19 protein-coding genes are annotated in these 19,268 nt (G+C 67.8%); 9 read left to right on the forward strand and 10 right to left on the reverse strand.

Annotated features, from left to right (window positions below):
• Window positions 1-310: 310 nt before the first annotated feature.
• Complete coding sequence (gene rpsD / locus OKW76_RS11625; protein WP_265549048.1) at window positions 311-925, reverse strand: 30S ribosomal protein S4; 615 nt, start codon at window positions 923-925, stop codon at window positions 311-313.
• Window positions 926-1,143: 218 nt separating this feature from the next.
• Here rpsD and OKW76_RS11630 point away from each other — a divergent pair, with 218 nt between their 5' ends.
• Entirely contained in the window at window positions 1,144-1,476 is a 333-nt protein-coding gene (locus OKW76_RS11630) for a chorismate mutase (RefSeq protein ID WP_256505923.1), read from the forward strand.
• Here the strand turns inward: OKW76_RS11630 and OKW76_RS11635 are convergent.
• The 4 genes from OKW76_RS11635 to glyA form a co-directional block, all read right to left on the reverse strand.
• Entirely contained in the window at window positions 1,445-2,509 is a 1,065-nt protein-coding gene (locus OKW76_RS11635; protein ID WP_265549049.1) for a TrmH family RNA methyltransferase, read from the reverse strand. The two genes, OKW76_RS11630 and OKW76_RS11635, sit on opposite strands and share 32 nt — an antisense overlap.
• 226 nt (window positions 2,510-2,735) lie before the next feature.
• On the reverse strand, window positions 2,736-3,197 hold the full coding sequence (gene nrdR, locus OKW76_RS11640) for a transcriptional regulator NrdR (protein WP_265549050.1): 462 nt from the start codon (window positions 3,195-3,197) through the stop codon (window positions 2,736-2,738).
• Window positions 3,198-3,362 carry a hypothetical protein gene (locus tag OKW76_RS11645; RefSeq protein ID WP_197054203.1) on the reverse strand — a complete coding sequence of 55 codons (165 nt, stop codon included), beginning with the start codon at window positions 3,360-3,362 and terminating at the stop codon, window positions 3,198-3,200.
• 2 nt (window positions 3,363-3,364) lie between these two features.
• Window positions 3,365-4,678, reverse strand: a complete 1,314-nt coding sequence (gene glyA / locus OKW76_RS11650; RefSeq protein ID WP_265549051.1) for a serine hydroxymethyltransferase — start codon at window positions 4,676-4,678, stop codon at window positions 3,365-3,367.
• Window positions 4,679-4,781: 103 nt separating this feature from the next.
• On the opposite strand from glyA, the gene OKW76_RS11655 reads away from it, so the two are divergent.
• Window positions 4,782-5,249, forward strand: coding sequence for a DUF3429 domain-containing protein (locus OKW76_RS11655; RefSeq protein ID WP_265549052.1), 468 nt, complete (start codon window positions 4,782-4,784; stop codon window positions 5,247-5,249).
• Between the two features lie 141 nt (window positions 5,250-5,390).
• Here OKW76_RS11655 and rpiB read toward each other — a convergent pair whose 3' ends face one another.
• Window positions 5,391-5,867: a ribose 5-phosphate isomerase B gene (gene rpiB / locus OKW76_RS11660; RefSeq protein ID WP_265549053.1), complete on the reverse strand. Its 477-nt coding sequence runs from the start codon at window positions 5,865-5,867 to the stop codon at window positions 5,391-5,393.
• A gap of 86 nt (window positions 5,868-5,953) precedes the next feature.
• Here rpiB and OKW76_RS11665 point away from each other — a divergent pair, with 86 nt between their 5' ends.
• From OKW76_RS11665 to OKW76_RS11675, 3 genes are all read left to right on the forward strand, one after another.
• Window positions 5,954-6,430: a hypothetical protein gene (locus OKW76_RS11665; RefSeq protein ID WP_265549054.1), complete on the forward strand. Its 477-nt coding sequence runs from the start codon at window positions 5,954-5,956 to the stop codon at window positions 6,428-6,430.
• Window positions 6,431-6,523: 93 nt separating this feature from the next.
• Window positions 6,524-7,759 carry a DUF3419 family protein gene (locus tag OKW76_RS11670; protein ID WP_265549055.1) on the forward strand — a complete coding sequence of 412 codons (1,236 nt, stop codon included), beginning with the start codon at window positions 6,524-6,526 and terminating at the stop codon, window positions 7,757-7,759.
• Entirely contained in the window at window positions 7,756-8,409 is a 654-nt protein-coding gene (locus tag OKW76_RS11675) for a class I SAM-dependent methyltransferase (RefSeq protein ID WP_265549056.1), read from the forward strand. The genes OKW76_RS11670 and OKW76_RS11675 overlap by 4 nt, the downstream gene beginning before the upstream one ends.
• 2 nt (window positions 8,410-8,411) lie before the next feature.
• Here the strand turns inward: OKW76_RS11675 and OKW76_RS11680 are convergent, their stop codons facing one another.
• Window positions 8,412-10,244 carry a hypothetical protein gene (locus tag OKW76_RS11680; protein ID WP_265549057.1) on the reverse strand — a complete coding sequence of 611 codons (1,833 nt, stop codon included), beginning with the start codon at window positions 10,242-10,244 and terminating at the stop codon, window positions 8,412-8,414.
• A 78-nt stretch (window positions 10,245-10,322) separates the two neighbouring features.
• On the reverse strand, window positions 10,323-11,561 hold the full coding sequence (gene hemA / locus OKW76_RS11685) for a 5-aminolevulinate synthase (protein WP_406697797.1): 1,239 nt from the start codon (window positions 11,559-11,561) through the stop codon (window positions 10,323-10,325).
• A 223-nt stretch (window positions 11,562-11,784) separates the two neighbouring features.
• Here hemA and OKW76_RS11690 point away from each other — a divergent pair, with 223 nt between their 5' ends.
• Window positions 11,785-11,958 (forward strand): hypothetical protein, encoded by a 174-nt coding sequence (locus OKW76_RS11690; RefSeq protein WP_265549058.1) that lies wholly within the window; start codon window positions 11,785-11,787, stop codon window positions 11,956-11,958.
• Here OKW76_RS11690 and murI read toward each other — a convergent pair.
• Window positions 11,955-12,752, reverse strand: a complete 798-nt coding sequence (gene murI, locus OKW76_RS11695; protein ID WP_265552946.1) for a glutamate racemase — start codon at window positions 12,750-12,752, stop codon at window positions 11,955-11,957. The genes OKW76_RS11690 and murI overlap by 4 nt on opposite strands.
• 117 nt (window positions 12,753-12,869) lie before the next feature.
• Between murI and plsY the strand changes: the two genes are divergently transcribed.
• From plsY to topA, 3 genes are all read left to right on the forward strand, one after another.
• On the forward strand, window positions 12,870-13,478 hold the full coding sequence (gene plsY / locus OKW76_RS11700) for a glycerol-3-phosphate 1-O-acyltransferase PlsY (RefSeq protein ID WP_265549059.1): 609 nt from the start codon (window positions 12,870-12,872) through the stop codon (window positions 13,476-13,478).
• Complete coding sequence (gene dprA / locus OKW76_RS11705; protein ID WP_265549060.1) at window positions 13,471-14,568, forward strand: DNA-processing protein DprA; 1,098 nt, start codon at window positions 13,471-13,473, stop codon at window positions 14,566-14,568. Before plsY ends, dprA begins: the two co-directional genes overlap by 8 nt.
• Before the next feature lie 96 nt (window positions 14,569-14,664).
• Entirely contained in the window at window positions 14,665-17,280 is a 2,616-nt protein-coding gene (gene topA / locus OKW76_RS11710) for a type I DNA topoisomerase (protein ID WP_265549061.1), read from the forward strand.
• A 265-nt stretch (window positions 17,281-17,545) separates the two neighbouring features.
• Here the strand turns inward: topA and OKW76_RS11715 are convergent, their stop codons facing one another.
• A complete protein-coding gene (locus tag OKW76_RS11715) occupies window positions 17,546-19,120 on the reverse strand; it encodes a M20/M25/M40 family metallo-hydrolase (RefSeq protein ID WP_265552948.1) in 1,575 nt (524 codons plus the stop codon).
• Between the last annotated feature and the right edge of the window lie 148 nt (window positions 19,121-19,268).

The raw sequence follows: 19,268 nt of genomic DNA on the forward strand, positions 1-19,268 counted from the left end.
GGGATGCGGGGGATGGTAGCCGCAGCGGGGGGCTTGTCCACCTATCCCCTTCGTCATGCCGGGCTTGACCCGGCAGCCAGGGCAGCCGGTGCCACCGGCGGTTGGTTTGCGGCACGCGCCTCGCATGGACCCCGGGTCAAGCCCGGGGTGACGACGGGGGGGCGGGCGCACGAAAAAGGGCGGCACCTTGCGGTACCGCCCTTTTCCTGAAACTGCGTCGCGGCAAAGCCGCGCCGTCGGTCGGTGCCTTGGCACCGCCGGCCGCTCGCGCTGAGGTGGTGCCGGATTTAGCTGCGCTAAATCCTTGGCATCAGCGCGAGTAGAATTCGACCACCAGATTCGGTTCCATCTTCACCGGATACGGCACCTCGTCGAGCGTCGGCACGCGAGTGAAGGTCACCTTGGCGTTGCCGTCGGGCGCGATGTAATCGGGGATGTCGCGCTCGGCCAGCGTCTGCGCTTCCATGATCAGCGCCATCTGCTGCGCCTTGCTGCCCAGCGAGATTTCGTCGCCCGGCTTGATCCGGCGCGAAGCGATGTTGCACTTCACGCCGTTCACGCGGATGTGGCCATGGTTGACGATCTGGCGTGCCGAGAAGATCGTCGGGGCGAACTTCGCGCGATACACCACCATGTCGAGCCGCTGCTCGAGCAGGCCGATCAGCTTCTGGCTGGTATCGCCCTTCAGGCGTGCCGCCTCGACATAGGTCGAGTGGAACTGCTTTTCGGTGACTTCGCCGTAATAGCCCTTGAGCTTCTGCTTGGCGCGCAGCTGGATGCCGAAGTCCGACACCTTGCCCTTGCGGCGCTGGCCGTGCTGGCCGGGGCCATATTCGCGCTTGTTGACGGGCGATTTGGGACGACCCCAAATATTCTCGCCCATCCGCCGATCGAGCTTGTACTTGGCGCTGTTGCGCTTCGACATAATAAGTCCTTCTTGCAATGGCGTATGACCGCACGGCCGAATGCCATGCGATCCCGGTCGTCGCGCTGCTGGGATCGGCCTGACCATGAAGTCATTGGGATCGGCAGGACCACCGCTTCACCGGGGTGCGGGGTCGATTGCGAAGCGCCGGCGGTTAGCCGCGAGGGCGCCGCGAGTCAAGCTGGACAGGCTGCGCTGCCTGCGCGAAAGCGGCGGCCATGGCAGATATTCTTCCCCCCGCCGACTGCACCAGCATGGCCCAGGTGCGCGCCGGCGTCGACGCGCTCGACGCGCAACTGGTGGCGCTGCTCGCCACGCGCTTTGGCTATATGGACGCCGCCGCGCGGATCAAGCCCGAGCGCGGCCAGGTCCGCGACGAAGCGCGCAAGGCGCAGGTAATCGCCAATGCGCAAGCCCATGCGCGCGCCGCCGGGGTGCCCGAGGCGGTGGTCGGCGATCTGTGGGAGCGGCTGGTCGAGGCCTCGATCGCCTATGAGCTCGAGGCGTTCGACGCCAACCTTAGCGCTTCTGCGGCTTCGCCAGCGCGGTAAGCATCCCGCGCACCGTCCGCACTTCCTGCGCGCTCCAGTTGGGCTTGGTGAGCAACGTCCGCATCATCCGCTTGGTCACCGGGGTGCGATCGGGCGGGAAGAAATAGCCCGCTTCCTCTAGCATCATCTCCCATTGGCCGATCATCCCGTCGAGATCGGCCTGCAACGCGGGCGGATCGGGCTCGACCCGCGATGGCTGCGCCAGCGCGACATGCTTCGACCATTCATACGCGACCACCATCACTGCCTGCGCCAGGTTGAGCGAGGCGAATTCGGGGTTGATCGGCACCGTGATGATCGTCCGAGCAATCGCGACGTCATCGCTGTCGAGGCCTGAGCGTTCCGGCCCGAAGAGTATCGCCGCGCGCGAGGGATCGCCATGGATCGCCACCGCCGCCTGTTCGGGGCTCATCACCGGCTTGACCACCCCGCGTCGCCGCACCGTTGTCGCAAACACATGCGCGCAATCGGCGACCGCATCGGCGACGCTGTCATAGACCGTCGCGTCGGCGAGCACGCGATCGGCGCCGCTGGCGGCCGGGCCGGCGCTGGGATTGGGCCAGCCGTCACGCGGCGCGACCAAGCGCAGCTCGGTCAGCCCGAAATTAAGCATCGCGCGCGCCGCCTTGCCGATATTTTCGCCGAGCTGCGGGCGGACGAGGACGAGGACGGGGGGCGGGGCGAGTTGGGGTGCGGAATGATCCTCTTCCCCGTTCGTCCTGAGTAGGGGCTGAGCTTGTCGAAGACCCGTATCGAAGGACTTTTTCGCAAGCGCCTGCACCGCCTGCCAGTCGCCGCGGATCAGCGCCTCCTTCTTGGGACGCCCCCAGCCCTTGAGCTGCAGTTCGACTTGCAATGCCTCGGCGCGCGAAGGGAAATCGGCAGACCACAGGAACGCCACCGGCAGCCGGGTCTGGGTGTAGCCGGGGATCTCGCCCGCCTGATGCTGCGCGATCCGCCGTTCGAGATTATCGGTGTGGCCGACATAATAATGTCCGTCGGAGCAGCGCAGAATATAGGTGTGGAATGCCACTCGCGGTCCTTCGATGCGCGGTTTGGGTGGGGTGCTAAACGGTATGCGGCTTGCGGAAAAGAAGCCAACGACGGCTTTTTTCCTATCCGTTCGTCCTGAGTAGCCATTGAGCTTGTCGAAATGGCGTATCGAAGGACCGGGTCGCTTGGGGCAATGTCCTTCGATACGGGTCTTCGCCTTCGCTCAGCCCCTACTCAGGAGGAACGGGGTTAAGGAATGAAGCCTATCACCCCCGCGCAACCTCGGTCACGCTGCCCGCGAATTCCTCGAAATCGCGTGCCTCGCGGAAATCCTTATACACGCTGGCGAAGCGGATATACGCCACCGAATCGAGGCCCTTGAGCCCCTCCATCACCATCTCGCCGATCCGCTTCGTCCCCACCTCGGTCTCGCCCGAGGTTTCGAGCTGGCGTTGGATGCCCGATACCAGTTGCTCGATCTGCGGCGCGGCGATCGGGCGTTTGCGGCAGGCGATCGAGACCGAGCGGATCAGCTTCTCGCGGTCGAACGGTTCGCGGCGGTCCTCGCTCTTCAGCACCGACAGTTCGCGCAGCTGGATCCGCTCGAACGTCGTGAAGCGCGCGCCGCAGGCCGAGCATTGACGGCGGCGGCGGATCGCGCCGCCGTCCTCGCTCGGGCGGCTGTCCTTTACCTGGCTGTCTTCATGGGCGCAGAAAGGACAGCGCATTCAGACCCGCTTCTTGCCCTTGTAATAGGCATAGCCCGCGCCGGCGGCGGCACCGATGATCGGGCCGATGAACGGCACCGGGATCGCGATGACCGCGCCCAAGGCGCCCCATTTCGCCATGCTCTTGCCGAGCGTCTTGTCGATGCCGGTGTCGTTCTGGTTCATGTTCAAAGCTCCGGATAGATCGGGAAGCGCTCGCACAATGCGCGCACACGAAGCCGAACGTCGGCCTCGACCGAAGGGTCCCCATGTTCGCCGTTCGCCGCCAGCGCGTCGAGCACGTCGGCGATCATGTTGCCGATCTCGCGGAACTCGGCGGTGCCGAAGCCGCGCGTGGTGCCCGCGGGGCTGCCGACGCGGATGCCGCTGGTCTTCATCGGCGGCAGCGGATCGAAGGGCACGCCGTTCTTGTTGCAGGTGATCGCCGAGCGCTCGAGCGCCTCGTCGGCGTCCTTGCCCGTCACCTTGAGCGGGGTGAGGTCGACCAGCGCCAGATGCGTGTCGGTGCCGCCCGAGACGAGGTCCGATCCGCGCTCCTTGAGCGTCGCCGCCAGCACCTTGGCGTTCTCGACCACGGCGGCGATGTAGCTCTTATATTCGGGGCGCAGCGCCTCGCCGAACGCCACCGCCTTGGCGGCGATCACATGCATCAGCGGCCCGCCCTGCAGCCCCGGAAACACCGCCGAGTTGAACTTCTTGGCCAGCGCCTCGTCGTTGCTCATGATCATGCCGCCGCGCGGGCCGCGCAGCGTCTTGTGCGTCGTCGTCGTCACGACATGCGCGTGGGCGAAGGGCGAGGGGTGGTGGCCCGCCGCGACGATGCCTGCGAAATGCGCCATGTCGACCATGAAATAGGCGCCGACTTCATCGGCGATCGCGCGGAACTTGGCGAAGTCGATCTGGCGCGGATAGGCCGAACCGCCCGCGATGATCAGCTTGGGGCGATGCTCCTTGGCCAGCGCCTCGACCTGGTCGAAGTCGATCAGGTGATCGTCGCGGCGAACGCCATACTGGATCGCGTTGAACCACTTGCCCGACTGCGCCGCCTTGGCACCGTGCGTCAGATGGCCGCCGGCGTCGAGGCTCATGCCCAGGATCGTGTCGCCGGGCTTGGTCAGCGCGAGCATCACCGCGCCATTGGCCTGCGCGCCCGAATGCGGCTGGACGTTGGCGAAGCCGCAGCCGAACAGCGCCTTGGCGCGCTCGATTGCCAGCGTCTCGACCTCGTCCGACGGCGCGCAGCCCTGGTAATAGCGCTTGCCCGGATAGCCTTCGGCATATTTGTTGGTGAACACCGACCCTTGCGCCTCGAGCACCGCCTTGGAGACGATGTTCTCGCTCGCGATCAGCTCGATCTGATGGCGCTCGCGGTCGAGTTCGTGCGCGATGCCCGCGAAAATCTCGGGATCGCTCGAGGCGAGGTCGCGGGTGAAGAAGCCGTCGGGCTGGACGTCGTGCAGGGCTTGCGGGTTGGTGCTCATGCGGCGGTACCTTTCGGATGGGCGCCCGCATCTGGAGCGGCGCACCGGTCGACCGTGTCCTTAGATGCTGGCGAAGCCGAACGCCACCCACCATTAAGGGCATATGCAACCGTCTGCGCCCCGCTTCGCCGCCATTCCCGCCAACGCCCGGTTGCTCGGCTTCGCCGGGCTGCTGCCGCAAGTCGCCGCGCTCGGCGCGATCCTGTCGGGCGAGCCCGAATGGGCGTTTTCGGCGCAGGCGCTGGCGTTCGCCTATGCCGCGATCATCTTCAGCTTTCTGGGTGGCCTGTGGTGGGGGCTAGCCGCCGCATCGCCCGTCGCGCGCGGATGGGTGTTCGGGGTGAGCGTGCTCCCCTCGCTGGTGGCGCTGGCGAGCGCGATCCCCTGGGCGGTCGGGATGACGTGGCCCGCGCCGTCGCTGCTGCTGCTGGGGCTGGGGATCATCGCGAGTCTCGCGGTCGATCGCCGGCTGGTGGCGGAAGGGATCGCGCCGCCGTGGTGGATGACGCTGCGCGTGCCGCTGTCGCTGGGGCTGGGCGCGCTGACGCTGGCGATCGGGGTGCTGAGCTAGGCTTTTCCTCGAAACCCGTTCCCCAAACCCCGTTCGGGCTGAGCTTGTCGAAGCCTCGGCCCGCACTTTCCACGCGCGCGAGATTGGCGAGTGCGGGCCGACCCTTCGACAAGCTCAGGGCGAACGGTGCAGGTTTGGACCCTACGCCCCCAGCACCGGTGCCCCCAGCTTGGCCACCCGCCGGGCATGGCGTTCGCCGCCGAACGGCGTCGCCAGGAACGCCGCCACGCACGCCTTGGCCATCTCGACCCCAACCAGCCGCGCACCGAGCGCGATCACATTGGCGTCGTTATGTTCGCGCGCCAGCGCCGCCGACAGCGGTTCGTTGACCAGGGCCGCGCGGCAGCCGGGGTGGCGGTTCACCGCGATCGAGATGCCGATCCCCGATCCGCACAAGGCAATGCCGACCGCGTCGCCGCCCGCCACCGCCTGCGCCAGCCGATAGCCATAATCGGGATAGTCGACGCTCGTGCCGTCGTGCGGCCCCAGGTCGTCGACCGCTTGGCCGCCCTCGCGTAGCCACGCGACCAGTGCCGCCTTCAATTCGATCGCGGCATGGTCCGAAGCGATGACAACAGGGCGTTGCTCGGGGGGGCGTTGCTCGATGGGGCGGGGCACGGGCGGGTTCTCTCGGCTGGACGGGAAAGCCCGACATATCTAGCTTCGAGCGACCCCGAGCGCCACCACCCGACAGGAGATATTGCATGCGCCATGCCCCGATCGCCATCATCGCCCTGCTGACGCTGGCGGGCTGCGGCGGCGGCACCAGTGCGGTCGAGAACGAAGTGCTCGCGGCCGAGAATGCGGCAGGGCTCGACGGCGATATCGTCGAATTGCCCGGCGGCGAGGGCGATGGGAATGCCGCGCCCGCCGAGGAACCCTCGGCCGCAGCGATCGCGACCGCCGATGGCTGGGTCGGGCAATGGCGCGGGGTCGAGGGGCTCAACCTCGACATCGCCAGGGGCGATCTGCCCGGCCACTATCGGCTGACGATGCAATATACGCTCGACGACAGCGGCAGCTTCGACGGTACCGCGACCGAGGACGGCATCGCCTTCACCCGCCCCGACGGTCCGCAATTGCTGCGCGCCACCGACGGCGCCGCGACGGGCCTCAAATATCTCGACGGCAAGACCGACTGCCTGACGGTGAAGGACGCCGAGGGCTATTGCCGCGATTGATGCGGCGAGGGAGTTGACATCGAAGCGTCACACAGCGCCAGTATCGGCGGCGGATGCGCGAACCCGTTCGCGCGCTTCCTTGAAGGATAGCCCATGGCCTCGCTCGCTAAAGCCCCCAAGAACCGCGCGGTCCGCGATGCGGTGCATCGTCACGAGCATCTGTCGAAGCAGGGGCTGCTCGAACGCGCCTTTTCCTTCGCGTTTCGCGGGCTGGTTTATGCGCAGATATGGGAAGACCCCGAAGTCGATCTCGAGGCGCTGGCGATCAGCCCCGATTGCCATGTCGTGACGATCGCCTCGGGCGGTTGCAATGTGCTGAGCTATCTGACCGCGAACCCGGCGGCGATCACCGCGGTCGACCTCAACACCGCGCACATCGCGCTCGGCAAATTGAAGCTCGCCGCCGCGCGCCACCTGCCCGATCACGCCGCCTTCCACCGTTTCTTCGGCGAGGCCAACCGCCCCGACAATATCGACGCCTATCGTAAATACGTCGCCCCGCATCTCGACGAGACCAGCCGGCGCTATTGGGAAGGGCGCGGGCTGATCGGCAAGCGCCGCATCTCGGGTTTCTCCAAGGGCTTCTACAAGCGCGGGCTGCTCGGCGGCTTCATCGGCGCGGCGCATCTGGTCGCCAAGCTCTATGGCATCGATCCGCGAATTATCCTCCAGGCCAAGACGATCGAGGAACAGCGCGAGATTTTCGAGACCAAGCTCGCGCCGGTGTTCGACAAGAAGTTCGTCCGCTGGCTCACCGACCAGCCCGCCTCGCTGTTCGGTCTCGGCATCCCGCCTGCGCAATATGTCGCGCTGGCGGGCGACGATCCCGAGGGGATTTCGGCGGTGCTCAAGCAGCGGCTCGAAAAGCTCGCCTGCGACTTCGCGCTCGCCGACAATTATTTCGCCTGGCAGGCGTTCGGGCGCGGCTATGGCGAGGGCCCGGCGGCGTCGCTGCCGCCCTATCTCAAGCCCGCCAATTACCAGGCGGTGGTCGATCGCGTCGATCGCGTCGAGGTGCGCCACGCCAATATGTGCGACTATCTCGAATCGATGCCCGATGGCTCGCTCGATCGCTACATCCTGCTCGACGCGCAGGATTGGATGACCGACGAGGTGCTGACCCGGCTGTGGACCGGCATCACCCGCACCGCCCGCCCCGGCGCGCGCGTGCTGTTCCGCACCGCCGCCGCGCCGACCTTGCTGCCGGGCCGCGTGCCCGACGCGATCCTCGATCGCTGGGAGTATCGCGCCGAGGAATCGCTCGATTACACCCGCCGCGACCGGTCGGCGATCTATGGCGGCGTCCATCTGTACGTGTTCCAGGGATGAGCGACGTCCAGGGCCATGCCGGGCGGATGGATTCGATCTATGCCACCCAGCGCCATTTCTATGACCTGACGCGCAAATATTATCTGCTCGGACGCGACCGGCTGATCCGCCACCTGATGCCGCCGCCACAGGGGACGGTGCTCGAAGTCGGCTGCGGCACCGGGCGCAATCTGATCGTCGCCGCGCGGGCCTGGCCGCAGGCGCATTGCTATGGCTTCGACATTTCGCAGGCGATGCTCGAGACCGCGCGCGCCAATGTCGCCAAGGCAGGCCTCGCGCACCGGATCACGCTGGCGCAGGGCGACGCCACCGATTTCGCGCCCGCCGCCCTGTTCGGCGTGCCCGCGTTCGATCGCGTGTTCATGAGCTATACGCTGTCGATGATCCCCGATTGGCAGGGTGCGATCGCTGCCGCCGCCGCCGCGCTGGCGCCGGGCGGGCAATTGCACATCGTCGATTTCGGCCAGCAGGAGCGGCTGCCGCGCCCGTTCCGCACCGGGCTGTTCGCCTGGCTTCGCAAGTTCGACGTCACCCCGCGCGGCGATCTGGCGCGCTTCGTCGAGGTCGCGGCGCAGGCCGCGGGCGGCAGCGCGCGCTTCACCCCGCTGTATCGCGGCTATGCCTGGGCGGCCGAAGTCAGGCGGCCCTAGAATCAGGCTGCTCTGGCCGGCCCTAGTTCGAGCCGCGCCAGGCGATCATCGAGCGCGCGCACGTGCCCAAGCAGCGTCGTATCGCGAAGCTCAGCGCGATAGGCGCGGCGTAGCGCCGCCGCGACCGGCGCGCGCAGATCGTCGAGCGCGGCGCGGACGTCCTTCGCCAGCCCCGCGCCCTCGGGGCGGCCACCGATCAGCAACAGCCCGATCGGCAGCTCGCCATCGGTCAGCTCGATCCGCAGCGCGAACAGCGCGTCGCCCGGCGCGATCGCGTTGACGTCGCCATCGTCGCCGACGCGATGCTCCACCCACGCATCGATCTGCGGCTCGGTCACGCCGCGGCTCGCCACCGCTTCGAACCCGTCGCCCTGCCACAACAGCATCGCGACATGCGCCGCGCCGACTTCCTCGGCGACGACCGCGATCACCCGCCGGCCGATATCGGCGGGGGTGTCGCTGTCCTGCCAGCGGCGCAGTTCGTCGGGCAGCGCGCGCAGCGCCAGCACCGGCGCGCTGAACCGCCGGTCGATCCAGTCCGAGACGCGGCGCTGCGCCGGGCCGAGCACGCTCGCGGCGATCACCGCGCTCGCACCCGCCGCCAGCGCCTTGTTCTCGCCCCCCAGCAGCGCCGCGGTCACGTCGTTGGTCAGGATCGTCGACGCGGTCCAGATGCCCCCCAGCGCGACGGTGACCGCGCCCGCGCCCGCCGACTTGCCGATCGCGGCATCGGCGTCCCACAGGCTGATCCGCAGGATTGAGATCGTCGGCCCGATCGCCAGCGCGACGAACGCCAGCACCAGCAGGCTCTGGCTGATCAGGAAGGCGCCGAACTCCCACGAGGCGGGCAGCGTGTTGAACTCGAGCGCGATCGTGACGAAGGTGGCGAGCAGCAGCAGCACCAGCGCGCCGGTAAAGCCGAACGCCGCCCATTTGAGCTGCTGGCGCTCGATCCCGCGCGGTGCGCGGCGGAAGCGGCGATAGGGCACGACCGCGAGCACGAAGACGATCAGCAACGAGGTCAGCACCGATAGTTCGGCGCCGAGCGGCTCGAGCAGCAGCACCAGCGTCAGCGGCGCGGCGGCGTAAGCGATCCACGCGCCCCAGCGTGACTGCAGCTCGCCATCGGGAAAGGCGGGGATCACCACCATCATCAGCCCGAGGAAGATCATCGCCAGCGCAAAGTCGGGATCGGGCAGCCCCAGCGCGCGCCACACCTCCGACCCCGAGATCAGCGCGGTCGCGGTGAGGAACGCCAGCGACAGCAGCAGCGCCACCGTCTCGTCGCGCCGCCGCCGGAACAGCAGCACCGCGCAGACGGTCATCGCGATCACCGCGACCAGCCCGATCGCGGTTTCGAGCAGGAACAGCACGAAGGGCGATTCGCTGCCCACCGCGCGCCGCTGCACCGCGGCACCGCGTTCGAGCGCGATCGTCATCGGTGCCACGACATCGTCGTCGACCGTCAGCCGCACCTTCCCCGCCGGGCCATCGAGCGCGCGCGCGACGCGTCGCGCATCTTCGCCCGCCATCGACTTGCCCTCGATCGCGACGATGATCGCGGGCCAGGTCGGGCCCGCGCGCCGCGCTTCGGGGGTCATCGCGCTGACTTCGACGCCCGCGTCTTCCTGCGTGAAGCTCAGCCCCGCCCGCGAAAACGCCGGCGCGACGTCACGCGCATTGACCCAGCCGAGCCAGCTGCCACCCAACATCGCGGTCAGCGCGACGCCGAGCCAGGCCCACCAAAGGATCGATACGAGCGGACGAAAGCGTCGCGCTACGCGCGGCAGCCGACTTGGCCGGCGTGCACGCCCCGATGCTCCGACATCTTCCACGGCCCTGCCCCCGCAACCACCAGTTGCGCAGGATTAACAGTGCGATAACCGGCTGCCAAGTGGCCGCCGGCCGAGCGCTCAGGCGGCGAGGCGCAGTTCGAGCCGGCCCCAGATTTCGCATAAGGCCGCAGTGAGGTCGCGCATCATCGCTTCGTCGTGCGCGGGGCCGGGGGTGAAGCGCAGCCGCTCGGTGCCGCGCGGGACGGTGGGGTAATTGATCGGCTGGACGTACACGCCGTATTCGGCGAGCAGGATGTCGCTGATCTTCTTGGCCTTCACCGGATCGCCCACCATCAGCGGCACGATATGCGTGGTCGAATCCATCACCGGCAGCCCGGCCGCATCGAACATCGCCTTGAGCCGCGCGGCGGCGGCCTGCTGGCCGTCGCGTTCTTCGCACGATCCCTTGAGGTGCCGAACGCTCGCGAGCGCGCCTGCCACCAGCACCGGCGACAGGCTGGTGGTGAAGATGAACCCCGGCGCATAGCTGCGGATCACGTCGACGATCGTGCGATCGGTGGCGATATAGCCGCCCATGACGCCGAACGCCTTGCCGAGCGTTCCCTCGACGATCGTCAGCCGGTTCGCGCACTCGTCGCGCTCCGAAATCCCGCCGCCGCGCGTCCCGTACATGCCGACCGCATGGACTTCGTCGAGATAGGTCAGCGCGTTATACTTGTCGGCCAGGTCGCAGATCGCATGGATCGGCGCGATGTCGCCATCCATCGAATAGACGCTCTCGAACGCGATCAGCTTGGGGACGCCTTCGTCCTCGGCGGCGAGCAATTCTTCGAGATGCTGCAGGTCGTTGTGGCGGAAGACGCGCTTTTCGCAGCCCGAATTGCGAATGCCCGCGATCATCGACGCGTGGTTGAGCTCGTCCGAAAAGATGATGCAGCCGGGCAGCAGCTTGGCGATCGTCGACAGCGTCGCCTCGTTCGAGACATAGCCGCTGGTGAACAGCAACGCGGCTTCCTTGCCGTGCAGGTCGGCCAGCTCATGCTCGAGATCGATATGGTAATGCGTGTTGCCACCGATGTTGCGGGTGCCGCCCGAACCGGCGCCGACATCGTGCAATGCCTCTTCCATTGCCGCGATCACTTTGGGGTGCTGTCCCATTGCGAGATAGTCGTTCGAGCACCAGACGGTGATCGGCTTGGGGCCGTTGTGCCCGGCGAAGCAGCGCGCGTTGGGGAACGCGCCCTTGTTGCGTAGGATGTCGATGAAGACGCGATAGCGCCCTTCGGCATGCAGGCGATCGATCGCCTGCGCGAACACGCGCGAATAATCGATCGCGGGCTTGGCCTCTCGTATCATGTGCCGCTACCTAGCGACTGATCGCACCGATTTCCAGTCGAAAGCCCGCTACCGGCCAAGGCCCAGGCGATGTCCCAACCCCGCAGCCAGCGGGCACTGCTCTACATCAAGTTTCGCACTCGATCATCGTGATAGAGAATATCCATCGCGCCGCGCACCCGACTCGGGGGCCCGGCGCGCAGCAGCGGCATTCGTCCTGCCAGCCTTCGAGGAGCTTCTTGCGATGACCAGCCGAAGCGACACCGCCTACTTCGCCCGCCGCGAAACCGAAGAGCGTGCGCGCGCCATGGCCTGCAGCGATGTCGCCGCGCGCCGGGTGCATCTCGAAATGGCGGAGCGCTATCGCGAATGTATCCAATCGGCGATGGTCGCCCCTGCCGAGACGATCGCCGCCTAAAGCGATTCGATCCGCTCCAACCCGCGCGCCAGCAGCGCGGGGGCGAGCGCCGCGGTATCGGACTCGATCCGCGTGAACACCGCCACCCCCGGCGCCGGCGCCTCGGGCCAGGCCTGCCCCTGCGTCAGATGCGCCACCCGCCGCGCGATCCCCTCGCCGCCATCGACGAAGCGCACCGGCCCCGGCGCGACCGCGGCCAGCCGATCGGCGACCAAAGGGAAATGCGTGCAGGCGTTGACGATCACGTCGATCCGCTCGCCCCCCGGCTGGCCGTATAGCCCGTTCAGCACCGCGCGATACGCCGAATCGGGCTGGCGCATCCCGCGCAATTCGGCCTCGGCCAGCGCCACCAATTCAGCCGAGCCGTGGCGGATCACGGTGCAATCGGCGGCGAAGCGCGTGGCGAGATCGTCGACATAGGGCTGGCGCACCGTCGCCTGCGTCCCCAGCACCCCGATGCAGCGCGTGACGCTCAGCGCCGCGGCGGGCCGGATCGCGGGCACCGTCCCGACGATCGGCAGGTCGAGCGCGGCGCGCACCGCTGCCAGCGCGATCGTCGACGCGGTGTTGCACGCGATTACGATCAGCCGCGGGCGATAGCGCTCGGCGAGCCTTCCCAGCAACGCCGGCACCCGCGCCGCGATCTCGGCCTCGCTTCGCGTGCCATAGGGATAGCCCGCCGAATCGGCGACATAGACATAGGATGCCTGCGGCAGCAGCGCGCGCGTCGGCGCGAGCACCGACAGCCCGCCGACCCCCGAATCGAAGAACAGGATCGGGCGCGTATCGGTCATCATCAGCGCGCTTAGGCGCGTGCCCCGCGCTTGCCAACGTGGGACGGCGGCTTATCCGAAATCATTGCGGAACGGTGATAACCCGCCTAATCTCGCGGCATCGACAAGGGGTGAGGCGTGCAAACCGAAATATTGTGGGTCGCGCCGGCCGCTGCGTTGGTGATCGGCTATCTGCTTGGCAGTATCCCCTTCGGTGTGCTGCTGACGCGGCTCGGCGGCGCGGGCGACCTGCGGACGATCGGCTCGGGCAATATCGGCGCCACCAACGTGCTGCGCACCGGGCGCAAGGGGCTCGCGGCGGCCACCCTGTTGCTCGATGCGCTCAAGGGCGCGGTGGCGATCCTGATCGTCGGTGCGATCGCGCCGGGCAATGAAATGCTCGCAGCGGCAGGCGCGTTCATCGGTCATTGCTACCCGGTCTGGCTCGGGTTTCGCGGCGGCAAGGGCGTCGCGACGCTGATGGGGATCGTCCTTGTGCTCCACTGGCCCAGCGCGCTGATCTACGCGATCGTCTGGCTGGGCCTGCTCGCCTTGCTGCGGATATCGTCGGTCGCGGGGATCGCCGCGGCGTTCAGCGCGCCCGTGGGGGCGGCGGCAATGGGGCGGTTCGATCTGGTGCTGCTGTTCCTCGCGCTCGCGCTGATCGTGCTGTGGAAGCACCGCCTCAATATCGAGCGGCTGATCGCGGGCACCGAGCCGCGGATCGGCGCGAGCAAGCATGGCTGACGCCGCCGGACCGGGTGCCGAGCGCTTCGCGCATCTGCGCCTGATCCGTTCGCCGCGTATCGGTCCGGTCAGCTTCGCGCAGTTGCTCGCGCGCTTCGGCAGCGCCAGCGCCGCGCTCGACGCGCTGCCGATGCTCGCCGCGCGCGGTGGCGGCGCGCCGCGGATCGCCGACGAACGCGCGGTGCGCGACGAGATCGCGCGCGTCGAGCGGCTGGGCGCGCGCTATTGCCTGATCGGCGACGCCGATTATCCCGCGCTGCTGGCGGCGACCGAGACCGCGCCCCCCGCGCTGATCGTCCGCGGCGAGCTGGCGCTGCTCGCGCGCAACTGCATCGCGATGGTCGGCGCGCGCAACGCCTCGGCGGCGGCGTGCCGCTTCGCGCGGCAACTGGCGCATGCGCTGGGCGAGGCGGGGGTGACCGTCATTTCGGGGCTTGCGCGCGGGATCGACACCGCGGCGCATCACGGCGCGATCGAAAGCGGGACGGTGGGGGTGATCGCCAGCGGCATCGACATCGCCTTTCCGCCCGAAAATGCCGAGCTCCAGGCGCGGGTGGGCAAGCAGGGCTTGCTGATCGCCGAACAGCCGCCGGGCACCGAGCCGCTCGCGCGCTTCTTCCCCTCGCGCAACCGGATCATCGCGGGCTGCGCGATCGGCACCGTGGTGGTCGAGGCGGCACCGCGATCGGGCTCGCTGATCACCGCGCGGATCGCGGCCGAGGCAGGGCGTGAGGTGATGGCGGTACCCGGCAGCCCGCTCGATCCTCGGGCGCAGGGGTGCAACCTGCTGATCCGCGAAGGCGCGACGCTGGTTCAGTCCGCCGACGACATCCTCGAGGCGGTCCGCCCGATCGACCCGCGCGTGCTGCGCTCGCCGGGCAAGGGCTGGCAAGCGCCGCCGCCTGCCGACGCGAGCGATGCCGAACGCCGCACGATCACCGCGCTGCTCGGGCCGGTGCCGGTGGCGGTCGACGAGCTCATCCGCCAATCGGGCGAGGCGCCCGCCGTCGTGCAGACGGTGCTGCTCGAACTCGAACTGGCGGGCCGGCTCGAGCGCCACGCCGGCGGCCGGGTGAGCCTGATGGCCTGAGCCGCCACCGGCGGCAGCGCAGTTCGCGGCTTGACGGCAGTGCGTGCGCCTCTCCATCCTCGCGCGTGTACGCGAAACAAGGCCAGACAAGACCCTATGCAACTCGTCATCGTAGAATCGCCCGCCAAGGCGAAGACCATCGAGAAATACCTCGGCAGCGACTATCGCGTCCTCGCAAGCTACGGCCATGTCCGCGATCTGCCGCCCAAGGACGGATCGGTGAACCCCGATGACGGCTTTGCGATGGAGTGGGAAAACTACGCCGACAAGGCCAAGCAGCTGAAGGCGATCACCGACCTCGCCAAACAGGCCGACCGCCTGATCCTCGCGACCGATCCCGATCGCGAGGGCGAGGCGATCAGCTGGCACGTCCAGGAAGTGCTCGCCAAGAAAAAGGCGCTGCCCAAGGAGGTCGAGCGCGTCACCTTCAACGCGATCACCAAGGCGGCGGTGCTCACCGCGATGAAGGCGCCGCGCCAGCTCGATACCGATCTTATCGACGCTTATCGGGCGCGCCGCGCGCTCGATTATCTCGTCGGCTTCACGCTGTCGCCGGTGCTGTGGCGCAAGCTGCCCGGGGCCAAGTCGGCAGGCCGCGTCCAGTCGGTCGCGCTTCGGCTGATCGTCGAGCGCGAGCGCGAGATCGAGGGGTTCGATCCCCAGGAATATTGGTCGGTCGCCGCCGAGTTCGAGCATGATTCGACGCGCTTCACCGCGCGGCTGGCCAAGTTCGAGGGCAAGAAGATCGACCGGCTGACGATCGGCGAACAAGGCACCGCGATGCGCGCCAAGGCAGCGGTCGAGGCAGGTCGCTTCAGCGTCGCCAATGTTGAGACCAAGCCCGCGACGCGCAATCCGCCGCCGCCCTTCACCACCTCGACCTTGCAACAGGAAGCAGCCCGCAAACTGGGCTTTTCGGCGAGCCACACGATGCGGATCGCGCAGGCGCTCTACGAAGACGGCGCGATCACCTATATGCGGACCGACGGCGTTCAGATGGATCACAGCGCGATCGACGATGCGCGCAAGGCGATCGTGAACCGCTATGACGGCGGCTACATCCCCGAAAAGCCGCGCCACTATGTCGCCAAGGCCAAGAACGCGCAGGAAGCGCATGAGGCGATCCGCCCGACCGATTTCACCAAGGATCGGGCCGGATCGGGCGATCATGGCCGGTTGTACGACTTGATCTGGAAGCGCGCGCTCGCCAGTCAGATGGCATCGGCGCGGATGGAACGCACCGCGGTCGAGCTGGAGGACGGCACCGGTTCGGTGGCGCTGCGCGCTACCGGGCAAGTCGTGCTCTTCCCAGGCTATCTCGCGCTCTACGAGGAAGGCCGCGACGACAGCGAGGATGAGGATTCGCGCCGCCTGCCATTGCTGCGCTCGGGCGATGCGCCGGCCAAGCACGGCGTCACCGCCGAACAGCATTTCACCCAGCCGCCGCCGCGCTTTTCCGAAGCGTCGTTGGTCAAGCGGATGGAAGAGCTCGGCATCGGCCGCCCCTCGACCTATGCCTCGATCATCCAGGTCATCAAGGATCGCGCCTATGTGCGCGTCGAAAAGAACCGCTTCTTTGCCGAGGAAAGCGGACGGCTGCTCACCGCCTTCCTCGAGCGTTTCTTTCAGAAATATGTGAATTATGATTTCACCGCCGGGCTTGAGGAAGAGCTCGACGACGTCTCGGGCGGGCGTGCCGAATGGCAGACCGTGCTCGACGCCTTCTGGCGCGATTTCAAGCCGCGCACCACCGAAGTGATGGAGTTCAAGCCGAGCGAGGTCACCGCCGAGCTCGACAAGTTCCTCGAATCCTATCTGTTCCCGCCCAAGGCCGATGGCAGCGATCCGCGGCTGTGCCCCAATTGCGGCGCGGGGCAGCTGGCGCTGCGCGGCGGCAAGTTCGGCGCGTTTGTGGCGTGTTCGAACTATCCTGACTGCAAATATACCCGCCGCTTCGCGCAGCCCGGCGGCGGCGATGGCGACGACACCGGCCCCGAGACGCTCGGCAAGCACCCCGATACTGGCGAGGATATCGTCCGGCGTTCGGGGCGCTTCGGCCCGTATATCCAGATGGGCGAGGGCAAGGAGGCTGCGCGCGCGTCGATCCCCAAGGACATCGATCTCGACTTCGACTGGGCGGTCAAGCTGCTGAGCCTGCCGCGCACCATCGGCATCCATCCCGAAACCGGCGAGCCGATCACCGCCTCGATCGGCCGCTACGGGCCGTATCTCGCGCACAACGGCAAATATGGCCGGCTGACGACGACCGCCGATGTGTTCGAGACGGGGATGAACGCCGCGGTGGTGAAGCTGGCCGAGGCCGCGGCGGGCGGCGGGCGCGCGGCGCGCGGGGCGCAGGCGCCGCTCAAGGTATTCGGCGAACATCCCACGAGTGGCGGCGAGATCAAGCTGATGGAGGGTCGCTATGGCCCCTATGTCACCGACGGCACCACCAACGCGACCTTGCCCAAGACCGCCGACAAGGACGCGCTGACGCTCGAGGAAGCCACCGCGCTGATCGACGCGCGCGCGGCGCTCGGCCCGCCCAAGGGGAAGAAGAAGGCGGCGGTGAAGAAGAAGGCGCCGGCCAAGGCTGCGGCGGCGAAGGACGCGGCGCCGGTGAAGAAGGCGGCGGCGAAGAAGGCGCCTGCCAAGAAGGCTGCGGCCAAGAAGGCCCCGGCGAAGAAGGCTGCTACCGCAAAGGCGGACTGATCCATCGCCGTTCGTGCTGAGCCTGTCGAAGCACCGTTCTTCTCTTTCTGCCCGCGGCGAAGAAAGAACGGCACTTCGACAAGCTCAGTGCGAACGGAGTGGGGGCATTCCCCCTCGCACCCCACCGTTCGTGCTGAGTAGCCGCTGAGCTTGTCGAAGCGGCGTATCGAAGCACCGGCTCGCTTGGGGCAGGTCCTTCGATACGGGTCTTCGCCTTCGCTCAGCCCCTACTCAGGACGAACGGGGGTATGGGATCCCTCGCCCCCTATTTCGCCCGCACCGCCTTCGGCGCATCCGCCGCGAACTGCTTCCCGAACGGGCTGTCGGCATACCAGCGCGGTGCCTGTGCCGCGTCGGCCAGGTCGCGCGCGATATTGTAGTTCACCCGCGCGAACTTGGCCCCCGCCGCCCAGTTGAACGGCAGCTTCAGGTCGTCGCTCGGCTTGTGATAATGCGTCGCCAGGAAGGTCTTGAACGCCGCCGCCCCGCCATTGGCGTGGCCGGTAACCAGGAATACCGAGGGCACCCCCTGCTGGACGAAGCTGAAATGGTCCGAGCGGGTGAACAGATTTTCCTCGGGCATCGGATCGGGCGACAATTTCACCCCGTCCTTCGCCGCCGCCGCGGCGACCAGCGGCCCCATCGTCGAATGTTCGGCCCCGAACGCGACGACGTCGGTGAAGTCGTACAGCAGGATCGGCATGTCGAGATTGACCACCGACACCACCTTCCCCGCACCCACCGGATGCTTGGCGAGATATTGCGACCCGAGCAGCCCGTCCTCCTCGGCGGTGACCGCGGCGAACATCACCGTGCGCTTGGGGCGGCTGCCCGATGCGGCGAAGGCGCGCGCGACCTCGATCATCGATGCGGTGCCCGCGGCATTGTCCATCGCGCCGTTGAAGACCTTGTCCTCGCCCTTGGCGTCGGGGCGCGTGCCGTTGTGGTCGAGATGCGCCATCAGCAGCACCACTTCGCCCGCGAGCGCCGGATCGGATCCGGGGATCACGCCGACGACATTGGGGCTGGTGAAGGCGCGGGTGCTGCTCGTCCCCTCGATCGCCACCGCCGGCTTGAGCGCGAAGCCCTTGAGCGCCCGGCCCTTGTCGGCGGCGGCGAGTATTTGCTTGTAGCTGCTCGGCGCGCCCGCGAAGAGCGCTTCGGCGGCGACCGGGCTCAGCAGCGCCGATACCGGGGTTAGTTCCTGCGGCTTGTCGCTCGGCTCCGCCAGCCGGGTGGCGGGGCCGCCGGCCTCGGCGACCACCACCTCCCACGGATATTGCTTCACCATCTCGCTGTCGAACAGCGTGATCACCGCTGCCGCACCGCGCGCCTTGGCTGCCTTGCCCTTGTCCTGGCCCAGCGCCGCGCGGACGTCGCTCGGCAGCGATTTGGGCGCGCCGTACAGCATCACCACGGTCTTGCCCGCCACGTCGAGCCCGGCATAATCGTCGATCCGGTTCTCGGGGCTGGCGATGCCATAGCCGACGAACACCGCCTCGCCGCTCGCCTTTTGCGCCCCCGGCGCGTTGGCGCGGACGATCGCCTGCGTCCCGTTGGCGTAGCGCGTGCCGCCGATCGTCACGAACGAGGTCGCGGGCTCGCCCAAGGCGCGCATTTCGAGCGGCACCTGCTGGTACCAGTTGTCGCCATTGGCGGGCTTGAGCCCCAGCGCTGCGAACTGCGTCGCGACATAGCGCGCGGCGATCTCGTGCCCGCGCGTCCCCGCGTCGCGGCCTTCGAGCAGGTCGTCGGCCAGGAACTCGACATGCGCGCGCACCCCCTCGGGGGTGATCGCCGGCGTCGGCGCGGTCTGCGCCTGGACCGCGGTAGAAAGCATCAAGATGGCAGCAAAAGTCAGGGTGCGCATGGAAAGCCGATCTCCGAACAGAATGCGCAGGGTCTAGCGCAAGCGTGGTTGGCCGCAAGACCGCCGCACCGGCCTGGGGCGCCTACCGCCTCCGGACGGGGCTTGCTCCGCGCGCGGC

This window comes from Sphingomonas sp. S1-29 (assembly GCF_026167545.1).
Lineage (GTDB): Bacteria > Pseudomonadota > Alphaproteobacteria > Sphingomonadales > Sphingomonadaceae > Sphingomonas.

Bases quoted from the DNA above. Each gene is read 5' to 3' on its own strand.
- rpsD (WP_265549048.1), bottom strand. From the start codon at position 925: ATGTCGAAGCGCAACAGCGCCAAGTACAAGCTCGATCGGCGGATGGGC.
- OKW76_RS11630 (WP_256505923.1), top strand. From the start codon at position 1,144: ATGGCAGATATTCTTCCCCCCGCCGACTGCACCAGCATGGCCCAGGTG.
- nrdR (WP_265549050.1), bottom strand. From the start codon at position 3,197: ATGCGCTGTCCTTTCTGCGCCCATGAAGACAGCCAGGTAAAGGACAGC.
- OKW76_RS11645 (WP_197054203.1), bottom strand. From the start codon at position 3,362: ATGAACCAGAACGACACCGGCATCGACAAGACGCTCGGCAAGAGCATG.
- glyA (WP_265549051.1), bottom strand. From the start codon at position 4,678: ATGAGCACCAACCCGCAAGCCCTGCACGACGTCCAGCCCGACGGCTTC.
- OKW76_RS11655 (WP_265549052.1), top strand. From the start codon at position 4,782: ATGCAACCGTCTGCGCCCCGCTTCGCCGCCATTCCCGCCAACGCCCGG.
- OKW76_RS11665 (WP_265549054.1), top strand. From the start codon at position 5,954: ATGCGCCATGCCCCGATCGCCATCATCGCCCTGCTGACGCTGGCGGGC.
- OKW76_RS11670 (WP_265549055.1), top strand. From the start codon at position 6,524: ATGGCCTCGCTCGCTAAAGCCCCCAAGAACCGCGCGGTCCGCGATGCG.
- OKW76_RS11675 (WP_265549056.1), top strand. From the start codon at position 7,756: ATGAGCGACGTCCAGGGCCATGCCGGGCGGATGGATTCGATCTATGCC.
- hemA (WP_406697797.1), bottom strand. From the start codon at position 11,561: ATGATACGAGAGGCCAAGCCCGCGATCGATTATTCGCGCGTGTTCGCG.
- OKW76_RS11690 (WP_265549058.1), top strand. From the start codon at position 11,785: ATGACCAGCCGAAGCGACACCGCCTACTTCGCCCGCCGCGAAACCGAA.
- murI (WP_265552946.1), bottom strand. From the start codon at position 12,752: ATGACCGATACGCGCCCGATCCTGTTCTTCGATTCGGGGGTCGGCGGG.
- dprA (WP_265549060.1), top strand. From the start codon at position 13,471: ATGGCTGACGCCGCCGGACCGGGTGCCGAGCGCTTCGCGCATCTGCGC.
- topA (WP_265549061.1), top strand. From the start codon at position 14,665: ATGCAACTCGTCATCGTAGAATCGCCCGCCAAGGCGAAGACCATCGAG.
- OKW76_RS11715 (WP_265552948.1), bottom strand. From the start codon at position 19,120: ATGCTTTCTACCGCGGTCCAGGCGCAGACCGCGCCGACGCCGGCGATC.